General features: G+C 53.6%; 22 protein-coding genes. 9 read left to right on the top strand and 13 right to left on the bottom strand.

Annotation, left to right across the window (positions count from 1 at the left end; genetic code table 11):
• Positions 1–30: 30 nt before the first annotated feature.
• The 3 genes from INF86_RS20520 to INF86_RS20510 all read left to right on the top strand — a co-directional run bounded on the left by INF86_RS20520 (position 31) and on the right by INF86_RS20510 (position 2,554).
• Positions 31–789, top strand: coding sequence for a DeoR/GlpR family DNA-binding transcription regulator (locus INF86_RS20520; RefSeq protein WP_193543882.1), 759 nt, complete (start codon positions 31–33; stop codon positions 787–789).
• 104 nt (positions 790–893) lie between these two features.
• Entirely contained in the window at positions 894–2,186 is a 1,293-nt protein-coding gene (locus tag INF86_RS20515; protein WP_193543881.1) for a glycoside hydrolase family 28 protein, read from the top strand.
• Positions 2,187–2,380: 194 nt separating this feature from the next.
• On the top strand, positions 2,381–2,554 hold the full coding sequence (locus tag INF86_RS20510; RefSeq protein ID WP_226869938.1) for a DUF4225 domain-containing protein: 174 nt from the start codon (positions 2,381–2,383) through the stop codon (positions 2,552–2,554).
• A gap of 105 nt (positions 2,555–2,659) precedes the next feature.
• Here INF86_RS20510 and INF86_RS20505 read toward each other — a convergent pair whose 3' ends face one another.
• From INF86_RS20505 to INF86_RS20495, 3 genes are all read right to left on the bottom strand, one after another.
• Positions 2,660–3,145 (bottom strand): GNAT family N-acetyltransferase, encoded by a 486-nt coding sequence (locus INF86_RS20505; protein WP_063139083.1) that lies wholly within the window; start codon positions 3,143–3,145, stop codon positions 2,660–2,662.
• The gene (locus INF86_RS20500; protein ID WP_003857131.1) at positions 3,133–3,399 is read right to left on the bottom strand and encodes a DUF1778 domain-containing protein; all 267 of its coding nucleotides are present in this window, start codon (positions 3,397–3,399) and stop codon (positions 3,133–3,135) included. The genes INF86_RS20505 and INF86_RS20500 overlap by 13 nt, the downstream gene beginning before the upstream one ends.
• 63 nt (positions 3,400–3,462) lie before the next feature.
• Positions 3,463–4,392: a LysR family transcriptional regulator gene (locus INF86_RS20495; RefSeq protein ID WP_063200243.1), complete on the bottom strand. Its 930-nt coding sequence runs from the start codon at positions 4,390–4,392 to the stop codon at positions 3,463–3,465.
• A 129-nt stretch (positions 4,393–4,521) separates the two neighbouring features.
• Here INF86_RS20495 and INF86_RS20490 point away from each other — a divergent pair, with 129 nt between their 5' ends.
• Positions 4,522–5,910, top strand: a complete 1,389-nt coding sequence (locus INF86_RS20490; RefSeq protein ID WP_193543880.1) for an MFS transporter — start codon at positions 4,522–4,524, stop codon at positions 5,908–5,910.
• Here INF86_RS20490 and INF86_RS20485 read toward each other — a convergent pair.
• The 6 genes from INF86_RS20485 to INF86_RS20460 form a co-directional block, all read right to left on the bottom strand.
• Entirely contained in the window at positions 5,889–6,446 is a 558-nt protein-coding gene (locus INF86_RS20485) for a hypothetical protein (RefSeq protein WP_193543879.1), read from the bottom strand. The two genes, INF86_RS20490 and INF86_RS20485, sit on opposite strands and share 22 nt — an antisense overlap.
• 120 nt (positions 6,447–6,566) lie before the next feature.
• Positions 6,567–7,703 (bottom strand): type 1 fimbrial protein, encoded by a 1,137-nt coding sequence (locus tag INF86_RS20480; protein WP_022648145.1) that lies wholly within the window; start codon positions 7,701–7,703, stop codon positions 6,567–6,569.
• A gap of 23 nt (positions 7,704–7,726) precedes the next feature.
• Positions 7,727–8,305 (bottom strand): fimbrial protein, encoded by a 579-nt coding sequence (locus tag INF86_RS20475; RefSeq protein ID WP_022648146.1) that lies wholly within the window; start codon positions 8,303–8,305, stop codon positions 7,727–7,729.
• Complete coding sequence (locus tag INF86_RS20470; RefSeq protein WP_193543878.1) at positions 8,305–10,887, bottom strand: fimbria/pilus outer membrane usher protein; 2,583 nt, start codon at positions 10,885–10,887, stop codon at positions 8,305–8,307. Before INF86_RS20470 ends, INF86_RS20475 begins: the two co-directional genes overlap by 1 nt.
• Before the next feature lie 38 nt (positions 10,888–10,925).
• Entirely contained in the window at positions 10,926–11,609 is a 684-nt protein-coding gene (locus INF86_RS20465; RefSeq protein WP_038416069.1) for a fimbria/pilus periplasmic chaperone, read from the bottom strand.
• Between the two features lie 44 nt (positions 11,610–11,653).
• Complete coding sequence (locus INF86_RS20460) at positions 11,654–12,181, bottom strand: fimbrial protein (RefSeq protein WP_063137756.1); 528 nt, start codon at positions 12,179–12,181, stop codon at positions 11,654–11,656.
• 367 nt (positions 12,182–12,548) lie between these two features.
• Between INF86_RS20460 and INF86_RS20455 the strand changes: the two genes are divergently transcribed.
• The 4 genes from INF86_RS20455 to INF86_RS22665 are packed head-to-tail and all read left to right on the top strand — an operon-like array spanning position 12,549 to position 17,526.
• Positions 12,549–13,160 (top strand): fimbrial protein, encoded by a 612-nt coding sequence (locus INF86_RS20455; protein ID WP_022648150.1) that lies wholly within the window; start codon positions 12,549–12,551, stop codon positions 13,158–13,160.
• Between the two features lie 59 nt (positions 13,161–13,219).
• Positions 13,220–13,888 carry a molecular chaperone gene (locus INF86_RS20450; protein WP_023300135.1) on the top strand — a complete coding sequence of 223 codons (669 nt, stop codon included), beginning with the start codon at positions 13,220–13,222 and terminating at the stop codon, positions 13,886–13,888.
• A gap of 44 nt (positions 13,889–13,932) precedes the next feature.
• The gene (locus INF86_RS20445) at positions 13,933–16,437 is read left to right on the top strand and encodes a fimbria/pilus outer membrane usher protein (RefSeq protein WP_227414837.1); all 2,505 of its coding nucleotides are present in this window, start codon (positions 13,933–13,935) and stop codon (positions 16,435–16,437) included.
• Positions 16,438–16,452: 15 nt separating this feature from the next.
• Positions 16,453–17,526, top strand: coding sequence for a fimbrial protein (locus INF86_RS22665; protein ID WP_193543877.1), 1,074 nt, complete (start codon positions 16,453–16,455; stop codon positions 17,524–17,526).
• 3 nt (positions 17,527–17,529) lie between these two features.
• Here the strand turns inward: INF86_RS22665 and INF86_RS20435 are convergent, their stop codons facing one another.
• The 3 genes from INF86_RS20435 to INF86_RS20425 are packed head-to-tail and all read right to left on the bottom strand — an operon-like array spanning position 17,530 to position 20,240.
• Positions 17,530–18,525 (bottom strand): DUF2891 domain-containing protein, encoded by a 996-nt coding sequence (locus INF86_RS20435; RefSeq protein WP_063149941.1) that lies wholly within the window; start codon positions 18,523–18,525, stop codon positions 17,530–17,532.
• Positions 18,526–18,534: 9 nt separating this feature from the next.
• Positions 18,535–19,521, bottom strand: a complete 987-nt coding sequence (locus tag INF86_RS20430) for a DUF979 domain-containing protein (protein WP_038416071.1) — start codon at positions 19,519–19,521, stop codon at positions 18,535–18,537.
• Positions 19,518–20,240 (bottom strand): DUF969 domain-containing protein, encoded by a 723-nt coding sequence (locus INF86_RS20425; protein ID WP_023300140.1) that lies wholly within the window; start codon positions 20,238–20,240, stop codon positions 19,518–19,520. Before INF86_RS20425 ends, INF86_RS20430 begins: the two co-directional genes overlap by 4 nt.
• 224 nt (positions 20,241–20,464) lie before the next feature.
• Between INF86_RS20425 and INF86_RS20420 the strand changes: the two genes are divergently transcribed.
• Positions 20,465–21,013 carry a winged helix DNA-binding protein gene (locus tag INF86_RS20420; RefSeq protein WP_022648157.1) on the top strand — a complete coding sequence of 183 codons (549 nt, stop codon included), beginning with the start codon at positions 20,465–20,467 and terminating at the stop codon, positions 21,011–21,013.
• Here INF86_RS20420 and glgX read toward each other — a convergent pair.
• Complete coding sequence (gene glgX / locus INF86_RS20415) at positions 21,010–23,085, bottom strand: glycogen debranching protein GlgX (protein ID WP_022648158.1); 2,076 nt, start codon at positions 23,083–23,085, stop codon at positions 21,010–21,012. The two genes, INF86_RS20420 and glgX, sit on opposite strands and share 4 nt — an antisense overlap.
• Between the last annotated feature and the right edge of the window lie 5 nt (positions 23,086–23,090).

Genomic DNA, 23,090 nt, shown 5'->3' with positions numbered 1-23,090 from the left:
ATAATTATCGTGCAACATCAGGAATAATTCATGCTCACAAGTCAGCGTAAACAGTTGATTCTGGAAAAGCTGGAGGCGGAAGGCCAGGTTCAGTCAACTGCGCTCAGCCTCTTTTTCTCGGTGTCTGAGGACACTATCCGCCGGGATCTACGTGAACTGGCGGCAGAAGGGCGTTTGCAGCGTGTCCACGGCGGCGCGCTTCCGGCATCTTCAGCGATTGCGCCTTTTGCCGAGCGTCAGTCCGTTAAAATGGATGCAAAAAAACGCGTGGCACGTCGGGGCGCGCAGCTCATTTCACCGGGGCAGGTGGTGATCATTGATGGCGGGACGACCACCTCAGAACTTATTACCTTCTTGCCGCCAGATTTGCGGGTAACCGTGGTGACGCACAGCCCGGGTATTGCATTGGGGCTGGTCAACCATCCGTGCATAGAGGTGATCCTGATTGGCGGTCGTTTGTATAAACACTCCATCGTCACGGTCGGCGCGGCCGCTATTGAAGGCATCAACAATATTCATGCGGATATGTTTTTCATGGGTATCACCGGCGTGCATCCTGAGGCCGGGCTGACCACCGGAGATTATGAAGAAGCATGCATCAAACGTGCATTTTCCGGCAGAGCGGCGGAAACGGTGGTATTGGCCTCACCGGAAAAGATCAACACGGCCTCGGCGTTTGTGATTGGCGATTTGTCGCTGGTGAATACGCTCGTTGTTGAAAACACAACGGATGAACGCTGGGTCAACGCTATGAAAGAAAAGGGCGTTGCAGTGATCGCCAGCCAGTAAATATCCGCTTTTTTGCCAGCCTGACTGCGTGGCTGTCAAACAGACAAAGGTTATTCATCACGCAGATTCCTAGACTAAGGCTTTCATCTGTTTAAGGAAAAGCCATGAAAGCGATCTCCATTCTGGCGTATGGCGCGGACCCAACCGCGCAACGCCTGGCAACATCCGCCATTCAGCAGGCCATAAATAGTGCTCAACAGAACGATGTCATCGTTATTCCGCAAGGCCGTTTTCTGACCGGAGCGTTGTTTCTGAAAAGCGGTGTTTCACTTCGCCTGGACGCTGGCGCACAGCTCGTTGGAAGCCAGGATCTGGCTGATTATCCCCTGATAAATACCCGGGTGGCCGGCATTGATATGCGATGGCCGGCAGGCATTATTAATATCATCGATTGTGAAAACGTCAGCATTACCGGTACAGGCACGATAGACGGGCAGGGTGCAATTTGGTGGCAACGCTACTGGGGCGATGACGAGCGCAGCGGCATGGTCGGCGATTACAGCGCAAGAGGATTGCGCTGGGTTGTTGATTATGACTGTCAGCGCCCGCGCAATATCCTGGTCTTTGAAAGCCAGAGCATTCTGCTGCGTGATTTTACCAGTCGGGAGTCCGGATTCTGGAACATGCACCTCTGTTATTCGCGCCATATCGCGGTTGAGGGCGTGCAAATCAGCAATTCTGCGGGGCCGAGCACCGACGGGATTGACGTCGACTCCTGCGAACAGGTGCGGATTGAACGCTGCATTGTGTCCTGCAATGACGACAATATCTGCATCAAATCAGGACGAGGACGCGAAGCGGCGCAAAAAGCTCGTGCAGCGCGGGATATAGTGATTCGAGGATGTACGCTGAATAAGGGATCCGGGATCACACTGGGGAGTGAAACTTCAGGTGGCATTGAACGCGTCCTGATAGAAGATAACGCGTTTAACGGAACGGGCGTCGGGTTTCGCATTAAATCTGCTCGCAACCGGGGCGGATTTATCCGTGATATCACCGTACAAAATCTACGGCTTACGGACGTGCGTTTGCCGGTGCTGATCCAGTTGAACTGGTTTCCGCAGTATAGCTATGGCGACCAGAGCAATTTATCTGATAAACCAGAACACTGGCGCAAGCTGGCTGAAGGTGTTGAGGGCGAAACCGGTCTTACTGCGGTCAGTGGACTGACGATTAAAAAAATGACGGCGCGTCGATCAGACAGCAAATGCTTTTCGCGGGCATTTTTCATCGAGGGATATCCGGAGCGTCCAGTGGTCGGGTTAACGCTGGAGGGGATTTTGATTGACGCGTCAGAGTTCGGGAAAATTTCTGGTGTGGATGGGCTGCGCTTTAAGGATGTACAGGTGACTGCCGTGGAGATCACGCAAGACCGTAACGACAGTTATGAACGTTGATGGCACAGAACAGAGGTACATGATGCGCGGAATGAGCAGAACAAGGATGGGTCTGAACTGGCTGGATTTACTCGTATTCAATCTAAGTGCGCATAATGTATATTATGTTAAATACGGTGGGTTTATTCTTTAGTTCATGAGTTCCTCTCTTTCAGGAACTTACTGATGAATCAGTCGGTTGCCTAAATGTTGGCCTGGGGATCTTTAATGTAACCATGCTTGCAGCCAGCGTTTATGGGGTGTTTGGTATGACTGGTAAAGCTGATGCCTGGCGTCTTTTCCGTTATCTTCCCGGAGACTATTACCGCAAGGTGGAAACCATGTCTCCGGGCAAACTGACGAGCAAGCTTATTAGCCAGACGCGCTGAACATTCATTCCATAAAAATCCCGCCGCTACCGGTGGGATTTCTTTATGGGTTTTTATACCTGCGCAAACAGATAAGCTCATCGCATTTACCCCTTCCCTTTATCGCTACTGAGGAAGCCTGAGAAACAGTGTCCGTTCCTGAGTCTGCGATGCTTTAAAACCATGGTGGATATAAAACGCTTTGGCGTCCTCAGTGAGTGCATGAACCATGATCGCCCGCACCCCAATATTCTCTGCTACCCGATAACAGCGTAAAACCGCATCCTGGAGTAGATCGGCTCCCAACCCATTTCCGCGTATTGAGACATCGACAGCCAGACGGGCAAGAATAATCACGGGAATGGGATCCGGCATGTTACGCCGCAAATTACCTGTCGCTTCCGTATGGTTAACGCTGCCGGTAGCCAGAGAGTAAAATCCCGCGACCTGCTTGGTGCCCGTTTTACAAACGACAAACGTTCGGGCTGCGCCAAGCGCCTGGTTTTTCAGACCTCTTTGTTTTAACCATTCGTCAAGCACGGCCTCTCCACTGACGAACTCCGCCAGTTGATGGACGCTGGATAAGGGCTCTGGGGGGGTTACACGTCCCACTGAGGTTTCCTTGCCAGCAGTTTTTCTATGGCAGGATCGTCGGCAACCGGGGCATCGAGCATATCAATGAACTCTGCATACTGTTCATCGTTAAAATTGAATACACGCCGATCGAGGATCACATTTTCGGCTGCCTGACAGGCCATCTCCAGAATGAAGTCAGTACGTGATTTATGGAGGATCTCTGCGGCGGCATCGATAAGCGCCCGCTGGGATTCTTTGGCTCTAAGATTGAGTTGAACATCTGATTTCATGGGTATACCTCTTGTATAGCAATTGCTTTACAAGCATAGCATAAGCGGCGCGTATAGCAATCGCTATACAGGTCCCTTAATCATGTCTGACTTCTTCACTCTGCATATCGCAAGAATTTGCTCTCTCAGCCAGCGGTGCGCGGGATCGCGTTCCATTCTTGGGTGCCACATCTGTGATACCGTAATTAGACGGCTTTTGAACGGCAGCTCGAAAACGTGTACCTGGTCCGTTACCTGCTGATTGAGTAAATAGAGCGCGGGTATCATGGCGATAAGATCCGATGCCACCGCCACGGACAGCGCCGTCGGAAATCCCGGTACGACGCTCGCGATTTTACGTTTTGTTCCGAGTTCGGCCAGCGCATCGTCAACGGATCCGTGCAGTGCACCCTCGGGTGACGCTACCACATGGCCCCAGGCGACATAATCCTTCACCCCTATTTCTGCCTGCTTAGCCAGCGGATGCCCCTTACGCACGACGCCCACAAACCGATCCTCAAACAGTCGTTGAAGCCGTATTTCAGGCCCCATATTACTCTGGACGCCAATCTCCAGATCAACCAGCCCTTCCCGAAGATAGCGCGACGTTTTTTCCGGCTTAGGCGCAAAGCGTATACAGACGTCCGGCGCGGCGTCGGCCACAGCCGCTATAAGCGCAGGCCCAAACGCCACCACAAAACCATCGTTTGCCCTGATGGTAAAAAGTCGCGCCAGACTTCGCGCGCTGAACGTTTCAGTTGAGGGCTGTAATACCGCCCTGGCCTCGTGCACTGCACGCCTGGCACGGTCCCGGGTCGCTTCGGCCCACGGGGTCAGTACCATGTTACGTCCGGCGCGCACCAGAATCGGATCGCCAGTGACGTCGCGTAACCTGCTTAATGTCCGGCTCATTGCCGAGGTGCTGAGGTTCAGACGACGTGCCGCGCCTGCCACGCTCGCTTCGCTCAGCAATATGTCGAGTGCTATCAGCAAATTAAAATCGGGTTCTGACATCTCCTTCCTCCCTGCATATTCAGATAAGGCGTTTCATGCAATGATAAAGTGTAAATGGTGCGCCTTCCGCCCTGCAAAAGCCATCTTTATAGTTTTGTCATCCACACACTTTTCTCTAAGGACAACAAGATGATGCTTTTTTCCAGCCAACCCGGGGACGATGGACTGCCTGGCCCGACGCGCGCACGGGTGATGGCCGCGATAATGACCACCACGTTAATGGGCGTTTTTGATGGCACCATGATCAATATTGCCCTGCCCTCCATGGCTCAGGAGATGCAGGTGCCAGCCAGTTATGCCGTCTGGTTCGCCAACGGGTATCTGCTGGCGGCTGCAATGACGCTGGCGATATTCGCGGCGCTTGCGGCCCGCCTGGGTTATCGCCCCGTATTTCTGGCAGGCCTGACGACCTTTACCCTGACATCGCTGGCTTGCGCGCTGGCGAAAACGCCCGAAGTGCTTATCGGTATGCGCGTGCTCCAGGGGATCGGCGGCGCAGCGACGCTGAGTATTGCTCCCGCAATACTGCGGTCCGTATTTCCCGGACGATTGCTTGGCCGCATTCTGGGTTTGCACGCCCTGCTCATCGCCTCCAGCTCCGCTATCGGCCCGGTATTGGGCGGTACGATCCTTCACACCCTGAGCTGGCAATGGCTTTTTGCGATAAACGTTCTTCCCGGCACCCTCGCCTTGCTGCTGGCGGTCAAAGCGCTGCCGCGGGATGCGGTTCGAAAGCAAGCGCCCTTTGACACCCTGGGCGCCATATTGTCGGCGCTGCTGTTGGGTTCGACGATCATGGCGGCGAACAGCCTCCATGATGCTACTTATCACACAGGTAGTCTTTGCTGGACGGTTCTCGCTGCGCTGAGCGGCATGGCTTTTATCTGGCAGATCCGCCGCACGGATAACCCCTTACTGCCGCCAGCCATATTCAAAAATGAACGTTTTACCCTCGCGGCCTTAACGTCGATGATTGCTTTTGTCAGCCAGGGTATCACCTTTATTGCGCTACCCTTCCTGTTTCAGAGCGAATACGGCTACAGTCCGGTGATTTCTGCCCTGCTATTTACGCCGTGGCCGCTCGGGATCGTGCTGATTGCGCCGCATGCAGGCCGGTGGGCGGACACGATTTCAGCCCCGGTGATTTCAACCCTGGGGCTGATGATTTTTGTCGTCGGTTTGATTCTGCTGGCAACATTACCCGCCAGCCCTTCGATGTGGGATATCTGCCTGCGAAGCCTGGTTTGCGGGATGGGATTTGGCTGCTTTCAGAGTCCCAATAACCGGGAAATGCTCTCAAACGTTAGTCGTGACTATGCGAGCTATTCATCCGGTGTGTTATCCATTATGCGCACGTTCGGGCAGTGTCTGGGGGCCGCCGCTGTGGGCGTACTGCTGGCGACAAATGAGAGAGCAATTCATGCTGCACTGTGGATCGCTGCGGCGGCTTCTGCCGTAGCGGTCATCGTCAGCGCGAGCCGACTGCGTAAAATCACTCATCCTGCGGAAACAGGTTGAGCGAGCAAAAGCTCCCGGGTCGCATCTTCAAAATTAGGGCGCGGCCCGTACACCACTTTTACATGCTGTAATTCATTAATAATTTCATTACTAATGTCGTGACCATAATCCACTGTAGAGGCGCTATCTTTATTGAAAACGACCGAATAGTGATGATCTATTCTGTATTTTTCAACGGTATCAGAAATAATTCGCTGGCTTATATGCCGCAGGCGACCCTGCTCTGCCCGCAGTTGCGTGTTTTTACTCATATCATCGATCGCTTTCATTTCACGGCGCAAGGGTTCTGGCAGAGCATAATATTTTTTCTCAACTTTAAGCGCGGATTTTTTAGCTAATGCGAGAAGTATTTCGTTCTGCTTTTTTTCCTGTGCCAGTAACGGTGATTCACGCAGGATCCGCTTGTAGGAAATACATGCAACCCCTTTTTGTCCGGCGTGAGGCTTAAGGTGACCGTTAAAAGAATATAATCCTACAAGACACACAAAAATTAACAGAATGACTGAAAAGCGTGGCTCAGACCGTTTAGTAATCATTGTCAGTTCCACCGAATAAATAGGGTCGCAGAGGAAATGTACACGACAGAAACACATAACGGTAGCGCAGAGGTGTACAAAAATAAACCGCAGCGCTACCCCCTGTCATGATCAAAGGTATCAATTATATTTAAGGGTGATTGTCCCGGTGGCATTTGCTTGCCCTGGCGTGACAACGTCACTGGTTTTGTAATACCACGCTTTGAAACGTAAGGTTTCAGACTCTCCGGCTCCGCCTGCATTTGCCGGATCGCTATAGGTTGTTGCGGAGCCGATATCAGCAATCGCGGTACCATCGGCAGCCAGCCCACTGCCTTGTGATGCGGCTTTTACACGACTGGAATTAAAAGCTTGCACCTCCTGACCAATGGCCCAGTAGGTAAAACTGCGTAGCGCCGGTTGATAGGCTGATATCACGACCCCCACACCGGTCGCCGTCGTACCCGATTCAGACTGGTCTAAGGCAATCACCGAGCCATTATCATTGTCGCCCTCGGCAAGCGGCCCGTTGATGGTCATGGTCACGTTGGTGCCTGGCTGACAGCTCAGACCAACATCCTGTTCGGGTCCTTCCACCATCTTAAGATTATCAAACGCAGAGGTATCCACATCGCCCATATTAAACAGCAGGGAAGAAACGGATGCTGAGCATCCCATCGCATAGACTTCTATCTGCGTATTTGACAAATAGACTTCTGACGCATTATCACCGTTATCCGAACTGCTTTGCCCTTCACGAAATTCCACCGTCGCCAGTTTGCCGCTCTCAAGGGCCAGATTACCGCCCGGGATTGTACCCCCCGTCGCAATCAACTGCACACGATAGGCCGAGCCCGCCAGCGTATGGCTGCTCTCGCCATCGCCGGACTGCCATGAGTTATCAACCGCACGTTCATAATCATACGGACCGGCCTGGTTAAGCGTGTAGGTCTTAATGCCGATACCCGGTATCGTGGTCGGGTAGATATTATCTCCCACCGGCGACGCCGATGCTAAATGAGTCGGGTTATAATGAAATCCTACGTAATAATCCCTGCTACAGTTTTTAATCGTGACATCCCCATCCGTCCCGCTGATATATCCAGAATCGTATAACACTTCGCCAAAGGTATAATTTTTCGCACTGACCAACAGTTTCGAGGGTAATGGGATCGTTGTAACGGTAACATCATCGCCGTTATCCCGGTTACAGGCTGCATGACTTAATAGTGGGACTGTCCCCAGCAATAACACCAGATAATATAAATATTTTGACATGAAATTAGTCTGCTCACTTAAGCTCAGTTATAAACAACATTCAATGTAATCGCACTGCTGAATGCACCCGGTGTTGGGGTCCCATGTGGGGTATACATTCGGGCAGTAAAAGTCATCGCGCCGGTTTGGTTTTCGAGCGCAACCGGGTAGCTCACGCCGTTGGCCAGCGCGACACCGCTGATGGGATGTTCGTGGTCACGGATAAACAACTGAAGGCCGACATCGGTCGCGCCGCCTGCATCTGCCGCCACCTGATTGGCGTAAATGACAGAAGCATAAGCCGGATCTTCAGCGTAAGGTGCGCCTGTAAAGGTAACCGTTGCCTGGCTTAACCCTGCGGTGCAACTGTCAAACGCGATGGTCACTGGCACATTTCCTGTGTTCCCCCCCGCTACGGCAAAGTCTTTCCAGTAATATTTCCCGAGGTCGACTGCCTCCGGTTTGGTGACGTTACATGAGCCATCAATAATGTTTCCGGTGACATGGAACTCAATATCATTGCGATCGGTGTACGCCATTGCCGGCGACACGCTCAGCATGAATACCATTCCCGGGCCGATGAGCGATTTAAGGCCGGAACGGAGAATAATGAAGCGTGACATTAATTTGCTCCCGATACGGGATGGCAAACCCCGTTGATGAATAAAATATCGGCCTCTGTTTTAGCGCCGGCAAGTGTGTAATCAACGGCGCACTGCTTGTTCGCCGCCTCCCCCCACTTAACAATTAACCGCCCTTTACCGGCGAGCCCGACGAGATACACTTCCCCGCCGTCGCCAACAATACTGCTGCGCGTGTCATCCGACTCGCCGCTGGTTTGTGTTACTACTGCGCCAAACGGCACCGGTTTACCGTTGTAGGTCAGCGTCATCATCGCCTTTTGTCCAATCCAGGTGTTGTACTTCACGCGTACTACCGCCCCTTTGGTCGGCACCACGGTTTTGGCGATGTTATCAATGGCCGCAGAAGTATCGCTGGCATCCACTGTGTTGAGTGAGATCGAATTGCTGTGATACGGACGAACGTACGGCACAATGGCGTTACCGAAATAATCGGTATGAACGTTCGTCTGCCCGTTGATCGGCATACCGGAAACACCCGGTGTTTCAACCAGCGCTACGCTATCGTTCAGCTGACGCGCCAGGGTGATACCGTCGCGATGCAGCACCATGCCCCCGCGCAGGCTGTAATTCAGTCGTCGGCTGTAATCGTCGTAGCTATAGCCTGCGGACATATCGGCATAAGTACTTTGATAACCCACAGTGACATTGCCGTTAGTAGCTTCAGAATCGGCGTTATAGCCTTCTGAAACCTGCCAGTTCAGCTGGTTTTCCTGCATCGCGGTACCGGAAATTCCGATGTTGTGCGTGGTATCGCCGTTTTTACTACTGTTCATCGAATAGTTAGCCGAAACAGACCGGGCCGCTTCACTGTGGCTGAAGGCGCTGAACGGTACGCTCAGGTTAAGCGAGAAGACGTTATCGTCGTCGTAGTTATCGGAATCGTTATTGTAACCGCCATTGACGTTTTTAGAGTGGGCATAGTTCAGCGAGTACGACACCGGTCCAAGCGTGCTGCTGAAGCCCAGGTTCATGGAGTCCGCATGTTCACTGTTCCAGTAAGAGGCGTCGTACATGCTCAGTGACAGGGTGCCGAAAGGCAACGTCTGTGAGATTGTCACATCAAAACGGTTTCGCTCCCGGCCATTATCAATAGTGCTATTGCCCGGATCCCAGTCATTGAGGAAGTCCTGAAACGAAAGATAACCCCGGGTTGAAAATTTATAACCGGCGACGGCAATATCGGTGTTGGTTTGCTGAAGCGTCTTACTGTAGCGCACGCGATACGACTGGCCGCTATGGTGTTCCTGTTGTCGCATGTTGTCCGGCTGCGGGATATCCGCCCACGACTGGGAAATATCAAATGAGAGCGCTCCGGCGCTGCCCATATTAAAACCGGTTCCGGCAATCAGGTTGGAATAATTGTCCTCCGCCTGAATATAGCCGCCGTAAAGCGTGATCCCTTTTCCGACGCCCCAGGCCGCTGATCCCTGAATAAAGTTAAAATCCTCTGCACGTGAACCCGACCCGTCTTGACGGGTTTTGCCCGCCACCAGGCCATACTGCACCTGACCTTCACGTTGCAATACCGGCAGCGTGGCGTAAGGCACAATAAAGCTACTTTGCGTACCGTCGGACTCTTTGATCACCACCTGTAGATCGCCGGAGCTGCCGGTCGGATACATATCGCTGAATTCAAACGGCCCCGGCGGCACGGTAGCCTTATAAATGCTGTGACCGTTCTGGTATACCGTCACTTCGGCATTGCTGCGGGCTATACCGCGTATTACAGGGGCGAAGCCTTGCATGCTGTCCGGCTTCATATCGTTATCCGAGTACATTTGTACACCGGTAAAACCAACGCTATCAAAAATGCCGCCGCGCGTGGTTCCTTGTCCCAGCACCAGCTGGCTTTTGAGAGATTTAATATCCCGTGAGGCGTAGGTATACACGGAATCCCAGTCATTTTCGGATTCGGAATGGGTATAGGTGGAATAGTTGCGAAAGCGCCAGGCGCCTACGTTCAGCCCCGGTTGCAGGCTAAGAAACTGATTACTGCTGTCGGTGCCGTTGCGCTGATGCAGATCCTGTTGACCCGAGACGCTGTAATTAAGTAAACCCGCCGTGATCCCTTCATCCCAGCGCTCCGGTGAAACATAACCCCTTGCGGTGTTAAATAAAGCAACCTGCGGCAGGATCAGGTCGAAACGCTGCTGCGCCAGATCGATTTTTTCGTCCGCGCCGGGGATGGCATACAGATCCACACATTCGCTGGCTTTTTCCTGTTCGCCAAAATAGTTATCGACACGAACGTTCCAGGCTTTCAGCTGAGTGACGTTTAAGCATGCCCCTGTGCGGTCTGACGTAGGGGCACTTTTCAACCTTCGAAAAGAGAGGGTTTTACTGTCTACCAGATTGCCGTTGATAAAAATGTCGACGTTATAGTCCCCGGGCGGCACCTCATCTTTGGCAAACAGACTGAGATCCATTGCTGGCACTTCTGCGCTGTCTGTTTCCAAAAGATGAGGGTTGAAATGTTCCTGCGCACGTGCGCTGAAAGAACTAAAGACAACACTGAGCCCGAGTCCTAAAGAAAGGACGTAGGTTTGTTTCACTTTTTCCATTGTAACCCTGTATCCGTGCGGGAGACTTACGGTGTCGATTAATATGAGGTGACTTTGTCCGGGCCTTTCACGCCATAATCATTAATAAGCGACCAGGTTACTTTGCCGTGAGGTGACATAACACCTTCAGAAATACTCAACGTGGAGAATGGCGCGACAAAATACTGTCCGCTTAACGCCTGGTGATTAATTTCAATTCGTGAGAAGTTCATATAAAAAGGTGTCGGGTTATTGACCTGTAAACCCTTCGCGGTCAGGTTCCACTTAAGCTTTTCCGCACTGGATTCTGGCGTCTGCCCCTTTAATGCTGCCGGACGGTAGATCAGCTTAATCTTTGAGTTGATGGCAATTTGCATCGTATTTTTACCTTCACTACCGTCGGTAGCGGGGATCCCTTTCACGTTCAGCCATAACAGCGATTCACGATCTTCCGGAACAGGTAAACCTGAACGCACAATACGAATTGACGCTTTTTTCCCGGCTTCCAGACGGAATAGCGGTGGCGTAATAATCATATTTTCTTTTTTTAACGGGCTGCCTTTAGCCGGGCTAATCCACGACTGTACCAGGTTGGTAACCTTGTCAGAGTTTTCAACGGACAAAGAGGCGGCCTGGCGGGAGCCATCAAAAATAACCCGCGTACTCCCGGTAACAATACTGGCGGACGCGTTCAGGCTGGCGGCGCTGGCCACGCAAAAAATAACAGCGGCGATGGGTTTCATAATGCACTCACAAACTAAAAAGGAGGGTTTCCCCTCCTGCGGAATCAGTTATAACGGACGTTGTAGGTAATAACAGCGTTAACATCGCCGGCAACGGCCTGCCCGGTGGCAATCATCTGCGCGGTATAGGTTTGACTCGCTGTGCCATCGGTGAAAGTAATAGGTTCGTTATCTGCATTATTTTTGACGATGGTACCATTTGAGCCGCCCTGCTTGAGCTGAACGGCCACGTTGGTTGCCGCACCCAGCGTAGCAGTGTTTGCAAAATAGGATGGATCGGCTGCAACAGCATCAACAGGGCCTGAGAAGACAATATTTGCAGTCGTGCTGGTTGGGCAGTTATTCAGGTCGAACACAAACTGTTTTGGCGCGCCAAGGTCGCCTTTTGTAGCGAGGTCGGTTGCCGCCGTTGAGCCCAGATCAACGGTCGCATTTGCCGTGCCGCCATCAACGGCAATATCACAACCCTGATCGAGCACCGTTCCATTAAATGTGATAGTGTTAGAAGCCGTCGCCGCGCTCGCGCCACAGAAAGTCAGAATAAGCGTCGCACCAATTTTAGTCAGTTTCATTCGTTGATATCCCAATAGAAATAATAAATATCTTCATTTTTATTCCTGCCAGGACGAGACAATAACAAAGTAGCTCCACTGAGCTCACAATGAATAATGCACCGTTTGTGACAAGGCAAATATAAACCCTCAGGCAGGAATTAGATTCGCAACATCAATAAACGACATCAGCAAACCTGAAGTAAGGTTACAAGAAAGTTACGGAGTTTCGTAAAATAAAGTAATTTAATTTTAGACAACCTTTTGTTATGGCCTGGATTGGCATTTTGTTAGCATTCGCGCTGTTTTTTCTGAGCAATAACGCCACCGGCAGTGTTGCTAGCAGCATATCCAGACTGACATATTTGAGCGAATGAGAACAATAGGCATGATCAACAAAAAAAACATGATCGCATTAACCCTTTGTGGCCTGATGATGGCAAGTGGCAGTGCGCTGGCGGGCCTTCCTTCTGGTGACAGCGACAATAATATTAATACCAACCCAGAGAACGATGCGGGGACTCAGGGCACGGGCGGCGTAGTCCATTTTACCGGTAAGATTACCGATGCATCCTGTAATATCACCACCGACTCAGCAGGGCAAACCGTTGAATTAGGCACCTGGGCTGCAAGCTACTTTGCCACCCAAAAAGAGACCACGCGCACGCCTTTCCAGATCTCAGTTGAAGGTTGCCCGGATTCCGTTAAAACCGTTGCCGTGTTGTTTGATGGTAACAAAGATGCGAATGATAATACCCTGCTGGGTTTAAATTCCTCCGTGGACAGCGATGGCAATACGGCGACTGGCGTTGCCGTTAAACTCTATGAAAGCGACCGTAACACGCAGATTAAAATTGGTGATATTTCTCAGAGTATCGACCTTGCCGAAGGGGAAGATTCAAAAACACTCAATTTCTACGCCAATTATAATGCCACCACTGATGTCGTCAGCACCGGAGAAGCCGACGCAGATGCCAATTTCCTGATGGTTTATAACTGATCGACTGATGATAAGCAGAGCTTTCTCTGCTTATCTTTTTCCTCTACGGGGATCTGAAAATGAAGAAACTCACCGCGGCCCTGTTCTTTTATTCGCTCGGCATGAGTCTGTCAGCACACGCGGGGGTTGTGATGGGCGGTACGCGTGTTGTTTACCTTGAGGGGCAAAGAGAAGTGGCATTTTCCATTACCAATATGGAAAAAGAAACCCCTTATCTTATTCAGTCGTGGATTGAAAATATTGACAGTAAGAATAAAACCGCTCCGCCCTTTATCGTGACGCCTACGTTATTTCGTTTAGATGCGGAACAGAAAAACTCGCTGCGCATCAATTATCTTGGAACGCCATTACCCACTGACCGGGAATCTGTTTTTTGGCTTAACATCAAAAATATTGCCCCGAGCAAAAAAGCAAACAGCAACAAATTGCAGATTAACGTGAAGTCAAAATTCAAGTTATTTTTCCGTCCCGCAGGGTTGAAAGGCAATGCCGAACTTGCCTACAAAAAATTAAAATTTACCTGTCGTAATAATACGCTTAGCGCACACAACCCCTCGCCCTGGTTTGTATCGTTTTACAAGGTCAGCGTTGGGAACACCGACGTTGAAATGCCGGGAATGATTGACCCCTTCTCCGATCGTCAATGGCACATTCCCTGCTCGGGGACCATTCGCTGGCAGGCGATCAACGATTACGGCGGGCTGACGAGAGTCGCCACGCAATCCTGACGCTGTGACAACACGCCTTTGGCGAATGTAGCCAACGACCGCACATGCATTCTCTCGGCCCACGCAATTTACCCCGCATTTATACGCTCGCGATGCTTGCGGGTGCGGTCACGTCTGGCATTCATGTGCGCCGGGCACAGGCCGATGAGTACTTCGATCCTCAGGCGCTGGAGATCACCGCAGATCAGCAGCAGGCTAGCGACTTAAGCTATTTTTCCCGACAAGGAGGTCAGCAGCCGGGACGTTATCGTGTCGCGGTTGTTGTTAACCAGACGCAGCGGGATGAGCGCGAAATTGCATTTGTCGATACCGGGGGAACGCTCTCACCGGTCCTCAACCTGGCGTACCTCAAGAGACTTGGGGTAAACATCGCGGCCTTCTCTTCGTTCGATGCGCTGCATGACGAGGAGACATTTACGGACATCGGCAAATATATTCCCGATGCGTCGACGCATTTTGACTTCACCCATCATCGGCTGGTTTTCAGCATTCCGCAGGCAGCCATGTTGCAAAAAAGTGCCGATTATATTCCTCCCGAACAGTGGGACGACGGCATCCCCGCTGCTTTTGTTGATTACAATCTTACGGGCTCGACAACCAACATCGACAATATTCATGACAACAGCAGCTATCTGAGCCTGCGATCCGGTATCAACCTGGGGGCGTGGCGTTTACGCAATTACGCCACGTTTGAATATGGTAATACCCATCACTGGCAGTCTCAGGGAACATCACTCCAGCGGGCCATTACGCCGCTGAAGAGCGCGTTAACAATAGGGAATGCCTACACGTCTGGCGAGGTTTTTGACAGTTTTCAGTTTACGGGGCTTCAGCTTGCCTCGGATGAGAATATGCTGCCGGACAGCCAGCGCGGTTTCGCGCCCACGATCCGCGGGGTCGCTCACAGCAATGCCCGCGTCAGCGTTCGCCAGCACGGTTACACCATCTATGAAACCTATGTTGCGCCTGGCGCATTTGTCATTAGCGATCTCTTCCCCACTTCGCAAAGCGGCGATCTTGAGATCACGGTCCATGAAAGTGACGGCAGCGAACGCACGTTCACCCAACCCTACTCCTCGGTGGCCTTTATGCTACGGGAGAAACGACTGAAATTCAGCGCCAGCGCCGGACGGTATAACAGCCCTGACGCCGAGGGCGACACCCCGCCGTTTGTTCAGGCCTCCGCCTTTTACGGATTGTCTTCAAGCCTGACGCTGTACGGCGGAGCGGAGCTTTCCGGCCACTATCAGGCTCTCGCGCTGGGATTAGGTAAAGATTTTGGCCGGTTTGGGGCACTGGGTGTGGACACCGTTGCGGCGAAAGCACACCTCAGTGATGACAGGCTGGCCCTCGGGCAGCAAATACGCGCTCAGTACCAAAAAAATCTCGCTGAAACGAACACGTCGCTCACCCTTTCGACCAGCCATTACACGACGCATGACTTTTACAGTTTCAGTGAAGCAAATGATGACAGCGACCCAGACCAGCACGTGCATAACCGGCGTAACCGCACACAGTTCAGTTTGACGCAGGATCTCGGTGCGCTGGGCAATATCAGCGCATCCTTTTACCGTCAGGATTACTGGAACGCCTCGGCGGTCGATCAAACCGTCCATCTTGGCTATTACGCTAACTACAAAGGGGTGTCGTTGAGTGTTGGGTATTATCTCACCCGCTCAAGCGCTGATGATAGCGACAACGAACGGGCGATAAACCTTAGCATCAGCGTCCCACTCAGCCGCTGGTTACCCGGCGCAACAACCAGCTACAGCCTCAACAATAACCTTGATGGCCATACTACCCGGCAGGTTTCGCTGTATGGTACGGCGCTGGCCCACGATCGCCTGAACTATAACCTCCAGCAGGGCTTCGACAACCAGGCCAATACCGCGAACAGCAACCTTGCGCTGGCTTATCACGGCGGTTATGGCAGCGCCAGTCTCGGGTACAGCCACGATCGCTATAGCAACCGCGTGAACTACGGCGCGGCAGGCGGCATTGTGGCAACACAGTATGGGGTGACGTTGAGCCAAAGCCTTGGGGATACCCTGGCGCTGATCCGCGCTGACGAGGCGTCGGACGTTCAGGTTGAAGGGGCGACCAATGTTCACACCGACTCCCGAGGTTATGCCGTGATGCCAACCTTATCGGCGTATCACAAAAACACCATTTCGCTGGATACCGAAACGCTGGCAGAAAATGTCGATCTGGACCAGAACAGCAGAACGATTGTGCCGACCAGCGGCGCGGTCGTCCTGGCGAATTACCATACCCACGTGGGCATCAGAACGCTCATCACCCTTACGGCACACGGGCGCCCGCTTCCATTTGGCGCCAGCGCGTATGTCTCGAACGGGACGTCTGCGAAATCAAGCGTCGGCATCGTTGGCGAAGCAGGACAGGTCTATCTCAGCGGCGTGCCGCTACGCGGGACCTTGCATGCCAGCTGGCGGCAGAAAGGCCAGGATATGCGCTGTAGCGCCCCATTACGCCTTCCGGATACCGCTGGCCGCACTCCGGTCACGCTTCTGAAGCTTCAGTGCCAATAACTTACTGAGATATCTGTGAACAATATCAACCGTTTAATCAATCTCCTGATGCTCGCTTTTTTGCTGATTCACGCTACGGCAAGGGCGTCTCAGACCTGCCCGCCGACCATGGGCGATGCGGTCATTAACTTTCAAAACTACTCGATCACTGATAACCCCTCGATCCCTCCGGGGTCGATGCTTTCAGGCGCTATCCTGGGCCAGGAAAACCGCTCGTTTTATAACTGTCCTGAGGGAACCGGCCCGGTAACGATGCGCTTTGTGGCCAATAACGCCTTAACCGTAGCGCCCGTCAGCGGCGTGGCGCCGAACGGTACGGGCGCCCCGGCCTCCGTTTATGACGTGCCAGATATTCCCGGCGTCGGGTTTGCGGTGGGCATTCGCGAAACCACGCACTGTGCAGCCGAACCCGTGCATTACATCGCCTCGGGGGATGACAGCGTTGCGATTTGCAGCACAAACGATCCCTCGCAAATGGCGACCCAGTTCTTCGTCGTGTTTTATAAAACCGCGCAGGAGATTGTCTATGAACAGCCGAACAGCGGGCAAATTCGCGCAGGAACGCTGATTCTGGAGGATGCTAACGGCGCGGTGATATCTGAAGCTGGCGTGACGGTGGAAGTCGCTGCCGCCGACCTGAAAGTGCATAAATCGAGCTGTTATATCTCGGATAACAACATCACCGTCAATATGGGACAAAGTAGCGTAAGCGATCTCAACAAAGGAATGGATGGGGATAAACACCGCTTCATCATCCCTCTGGTCTGTGACGCATCCCAAACGGCAGCGGTGAAGATCGGGTTCTTTGGTCCGACTGAAAAAGACGCGCAGAATCACGATGTGCTGGCGCTAAGTCAACAGGAGAGCGCCGCTACCGGCGTGGGGATCCGCATTCTGTATGGCGATAACTACGGTGCCGCCAGAGGCACAACCGTTCCTCTCAACAGCACCGGTGTCGAACCTTTTGCCAACGTTGCCCGGCAGACCGCGTTTTCCCTGGATTACGACGCACAATATGTGCGCACCGAAACCCAGGCCACCGCGGGGCTGGCAGACAGCCTGGCAACATTTAGTCTGATATACAACTAAGCGCTACTCCAGTGCCAGCAGCGCAAAACTCGCCAGCCAGTGCCCGCCGCTGTAGTGACTGCCGACAACATGCTCCACGCTTGCCGAGAGATGGCGCGCAACGGCATCGCGTAATGGCTTCCGGGCGTGATGATTTTCCGGCAGGGCGCGGGCAATGTGCTTCATACACCAGGCACGGCTGAGGTTGAGACCGTCCAGATGCGCGATTTTCGGGTCGGTGCGATCGCTCACCTCAGCCGGGTTCATGAGCGCAGAAACGGCGCCCACTTCAGGCAGAAACGCATCGAACCAGGCCGGGAAATCCTCCACCACCTTACTCATCAGCAGGGCCTCGGTCAGCGCTCCGGAGATATACTCGTCGCCACCCGGCTCATAATGCGCAGGATAATGCGTGTCCGCGAGGTAAAACCGCGTTGCCGCGTCCAGGATGGCGCGCTCAAGCGTGTCATCGTTCACCGCCCGGGCATAATCCAGCCCCAGCGCGAGCGCAAACGCCGTGTTGTAGTGCGTCCCGACGCGGATCGGATAGGTAAGCTTGCTGAGGTAATCCACCAGCCGCTGGCGAATATCCCGCGTTAACGGTTGCAGCGTCTGGTACCAGCGCTCCGCCTGCGGCAGTGACGATTGTTTCAGCTCCTGCGCCAGCGCCAGCAGCCAGCCGTAGCCATAAGGTCGCTCAAACGACGCGCGGAACGGCGCGGTAAAATAGGCCAGCTCCTTCGCCACCTTCTCGTCGGTCAGGTGTTCTTCGAAGAGAGTAATGATCTCTTCCCGACACGGCAGTTCGGGCCAGAGACGCAGGCAGCGCAGCAGCAGCCAGTAGCCGTGCACCGCAGAGTGCCAGTCAAAACAGCCGTAAAAGATCGGGTGCAGCTCGCGAGGCGGCAGAACGTCGCCGTCATCGTTGAGCAGATGCATAATGTGGTTCGGATATTCCTGACGTAAATAGGTCAACGGCATTCTGGCGAAGGCGTCAGCCTGATGTTGCGTTAATTCCATTGCAGCTCCTTAGCGAAACACGAGGAAATACATTAAGAACACGTTCACCACCAGCAAGGTTAACGCGGTCGGGATCTGGATCTTGATAACCTGATATTTGTCTTTTAGCTCCAGCAGCGCGGCGGGCACGATGTTGAAGTTGGCGGCCATCGGGGTCATCAGCGTGCCGCAATAGCCTGCGTACATGCCGATAGCCAGCAATGGTGCCGGGTTACCGTGATGGACGTTAATCAGGAATGGCAGAGCGATACCGGCGCTTAACACCGGGAAGGCAGCGAAGGCGTTGCCCATAATCATGGTAAACAGCGCCATCCCCACGCAATAAATGACCACCAGCATGAAGCGGCTGTCCGGGTTCACAAACAGGCTGACCACCTTTTGTACCGATTCGCCGGTATTCGCCACCACAAACACCCCGCCGAGCATGGCGAGCATCTGCGGCAGGATCACCGCCCAGCCAATGGTATCGACCAGCCGACGCGACTGACGAACCGCATGCAGCGGCGTACCTTTTGTCAGCCACCAGCCGGTGAGGATAGCTGCCACACAGGCCACGCACAGCGCCGCCAGCGTAAGCTGCTTCTGGTCTAGCAGATAGACACCGCCAATCGACACGCCTTTCAGAAACAGCGTCCCGATGACCGTCACCACCGGGATCATCAGCGCGGGCAAGAATAGCCAGTTTTTCAGCCGGTGTGATGAGGCAACCCGCTCCTCCTCGGTGGACATTTTGTAATGCCCCTTCCCGACCAGCCCGAAACCGGCCAGTAGCGCAATCACGATAACGGCGCCGCCAATAATGCGATACGCCAGCGACTTACCCAGCTCCTGCACCATCAGATCGCCAAACAGGAAGATCCCGCCAAACAGAAACCAGAACAGCGCGGTGGTATAGCGTTTCGGGTTAGCGCGATCGCGAAGGGTCATCACAACCAGCAGCATCACGACAAAGCCGATCAGGTAGTACACGCGGTTAATGGTGATAAAGGTCATCATGGTGCGATCTCCTGCGTACCCTGCTCTGCTCTCCAGGCCATCACGTCGCGACGAATGCTGGCGTCGAGGCGCAGCAGACGCGTCATATGGATGATCAGTGCCGCAATAGCGGTCGGAATGGCCCACAGGCCGATATGCAGCGGTTCGATCCCATCGATCCCGTTCTCTTTCAGGAACGCATCAATCAGCAGTACCGCGCCAAAGGCGATAAAGATATCTTCCCCAAAGAAAACCGCGATATTGTCACACGCGGCGGCATGGGCTTTGATTTTGTCGCGGATAGTCTGCGGCAGTTCGCCGTATTCATTCAGGGCCGCCCCTTCGGCCATCGGCGCCAGCAGAGGACGCACCGTTTGTGCGTGGCCGCCAAGCGACATCAGGCCCAGCGCAGCCGTCCCTTCGCGGGCAACAAAGTAGAGCATCAGGATACGCGCCGAGGTGGCGCTGGCGATCTTCGCGACCCAGGCCTGGGCGCGCTCTTTCAGCCCGTAATACTCCAGCAGGCCAATCACCGGCAGGATCAGAATGAAAGTGGCGAGCGATCGGCTATTCACGAACTTTTCGCCAAAGGTTTCCAGCAGCATACCGAAATCCATGCCAACCAGCAGGCCCGTTGCCAGCCCCGCCACCACGACAACCAGCAGCGGGTTGAAACGCAGTGCAAAACCAATAACCACCACCGGAATCCCGATAAGTGGCAACAGTGTAGAACTGTCCATAAACGTTACCCTATCCAAAGTGAGCGTTGCGCGCCGACGGCTATTTTTTATACTTCGCAGCAGAGCGAAGCCGGTGCATTACGGCGCGCGATGTTGTGTGTTGCGTGAGGCTCCACAGAACCTGCACTAAAAAGCTATATCTGAACGTCAAAAACATGTAAACAATTTATCAATAAAATGTTCTTATTTTATCGACGGGTTTACATTCTGGAGAAAGGATCGGTATGACGACAAAGAAAACGAAAACAGCGTTAAACCACGACGATATTGCGGACGGGCGTATCGTCTCCTCCCGCCATCTCGTCTCAGAGCGGTGTGCCGAACTGTCGGAGCTGGAATACGCGTTGATCATGACCAGCAATGCGTTTAACAAATGGATGGTGCGCTGCATGACCGCAGCAGGTGAACCGGATATGGGCGCTTTCGACGTCTCGCTTCTGCACCACGTAAACCACCGCAACCGCAAGAAAAAGCTGGCCGACATCTGCTTTGTGCTGAACGTGGAAGATACCCACGTGGTGACGTATGCGCTGAAAAAACTGGTAAAGGCGGGTTACGTCACCAGTGAAAAAGCGGGGAAAGAGCTCTTTTTCTCGACGACGGAGGAAGGCAAAGCGCTGTGCATGAAGTACCGGGAGGTACGGGAAGCCTGCCTGATCAACATTCATGCGGAAAGCGGCATTCCGGGCGCGTCGATTGGCGAGACCGCGCAATTACTCCGCGCGATCTCCTCCCTGTATGATACTGCCGCACGCGCGGCGGCCTCGCTTTAAGGACGGCGGAAAAGCGTTATGCTCCGCCCGGCCAGTTCATAATCGACGGATTCCGTGATGATTTCCCCTGTAGGGGCATCATCCGCCGTCGAAAGCTCCAGCACCCAGCCCCCTTCGCCAAACTGCGGGATCTGGAATGGCACCGTGCCTTCAAACGGGTTAAACAGCATCAGCACGTCGTGCCAGATGCCCTCTTCCTGCTCAAGATCCGGACGGCTGATGGCAAGACCAAGGGTGGAACCCTCGTCCCACTGTTCCGACTGCTGCGGTCCGCCACCGGCGTTAAACCAGCGGATCTCAAGCCCGTCGCGCCAGTTTTCACGGCGCAGCAGCGGCTGCTCAGCGCGCAGAGCAATCAACCGACGGGTAAAGTCGCGCAGCTTCTCGTCGTTTTCAGAGAGTCCTTCCCAGTTTATCCAGGAGATCTCGCTGTCCTGGCAATAGCCGTTATTATTGCCCTTTTGCGTCCGGCCAAACTCATCACCTGCCAGCAGCATCGGCGTGCCGTGGGAGAAGAAGAGCGTGGTGAGGAAGTTGCGCTTTTGCCGCTCGCGGGTGGCGATAATATCCGGATTCTCCGTCGGCCCTTCTTCACCGTAGTTATACGACCGGTTATCGTTATGTCCGTCGTTATTATCTTCCCCGTTATCGGCGTTATGCTTCTCGTTGTAGGACACCAGGTCGTTCAGCGTAAAGCCGTCATGCGCGGTGATAAAATTGACGCTGGCCCACGGACGACGTCCTCGCAGATCGTACAAATCACCGGACCCTAACAGACGGGCGGCAAAATCGTTAGAAACGTTATCTCCCTTCCAGTATTCACGTACCGTGTCGCGGTATTTGTCGTTCCACTCGCCCCAGCCTGGCGGGAAGCCCCCCACCTGATACCCCCCTGGGCCGATATCCCACGGTTCACCGATAAGCTTCAGCTTCGACAGCACCGGATCCTGGGTCACGGCATCAAAGAAGCCGCCGCGCGGGTCGAATCCCTCCGGCTCGCGTCCGAGAATGGTTCCGAGGTCAAAGCGGAAACCGTCAATCTGCATCGATTCCGCCCAGTAACGCAGGGAGTCCATGACCATCTGCAACACGCGCGGGTGCGAGGTGTTTACGGTGTTTCCGGTGCCGGTGTCATTGATGTAATACCGATGCTGATCCGGCATGGTGCGGTAATAGCAGAAGTTATCAATCCCCTTAAACGACAGGGTTGGCCCCAGCTCGTTGCCCTCCGCCGTGTGGTTATAGACCACGTCGAGGATCACCTCGATGCCCGCGTCATGATAAGCACGCACCATGTCGCGGAAACCCTGGATCCCCGCCGGGCCGTAATAGCGGGACGCTGGCGCAAAGAAACCGAGCGAGTTATAGCCCCAGAAGTTTTTCAGGCCGCGATCGAGCAGGTGCTGATCGTCAGGGAACCAGTGAACCGGTAGCAGCTCGACCGAGGTAATGCCGAGGCTTTTGATGTACTCCACCGAGGCTTTATGCCCCATCCCCTCAAACGTACCGCGCAGTTCAGGCGGAATAGCCGGGTTAAGCTGGGTAAAGCCTTTTACGTGGCTTTCATAGACCACGGTATGCGGCCACGGGATATCGGGCCGGCGTGAGTCCTGCCAGTCAACGGCATTGGGGTCGATGACCTTACATTTGGGCGTAAACGGCGCGCTGTCTCGCGTGTCAAAACTGAGATCCAGCTCGTCGTGTCCCAGCTCATAGCCGAAGTGGGCATCGTTCCACTCAATTTCACCTACCAGTTCACGGGCATAGGGGTCAATAAGCAGCTTATTGGGGTTGAAGCGGTGACCGTTCTCCGGATCGTAGGGGCCGTAAACGCGGTAGCCATACAGCGCCCCCGGTTTCAGGTCCGGCACATAGCCGTGCCAGACCTCATGGGTATATTCCGGCAGTTCCAGACGGGCGATTTCTGTTTTTCCCGAAGGATCAAACAGACACAGTTCCACCCGCTCCGCGTGGGCGGAAAACAGGGCGAAGTTCACCCCTTTTCCGTCATAATTTGCGCCCAACTGTTGGCCATGACCGGCCCGAATTTCAAACGTTGTATCCTTTGGCATTTTTG

Source organism: Enterobacter cloacae complex sp. I1M (assembly GCF_014982425.1).
GTDB lineage: Bacteria > Pseudomonadota > Gammaproteobacteria > Enterobacterales > Enterobacteriaceae > Enterobacter > Enterobacter intestinihominis.
The sequence above is the reverse complement of the archived record's forward strand: the minus strand, read 5'-3'. Positions and strand labels throughout refer to the sequence as shown.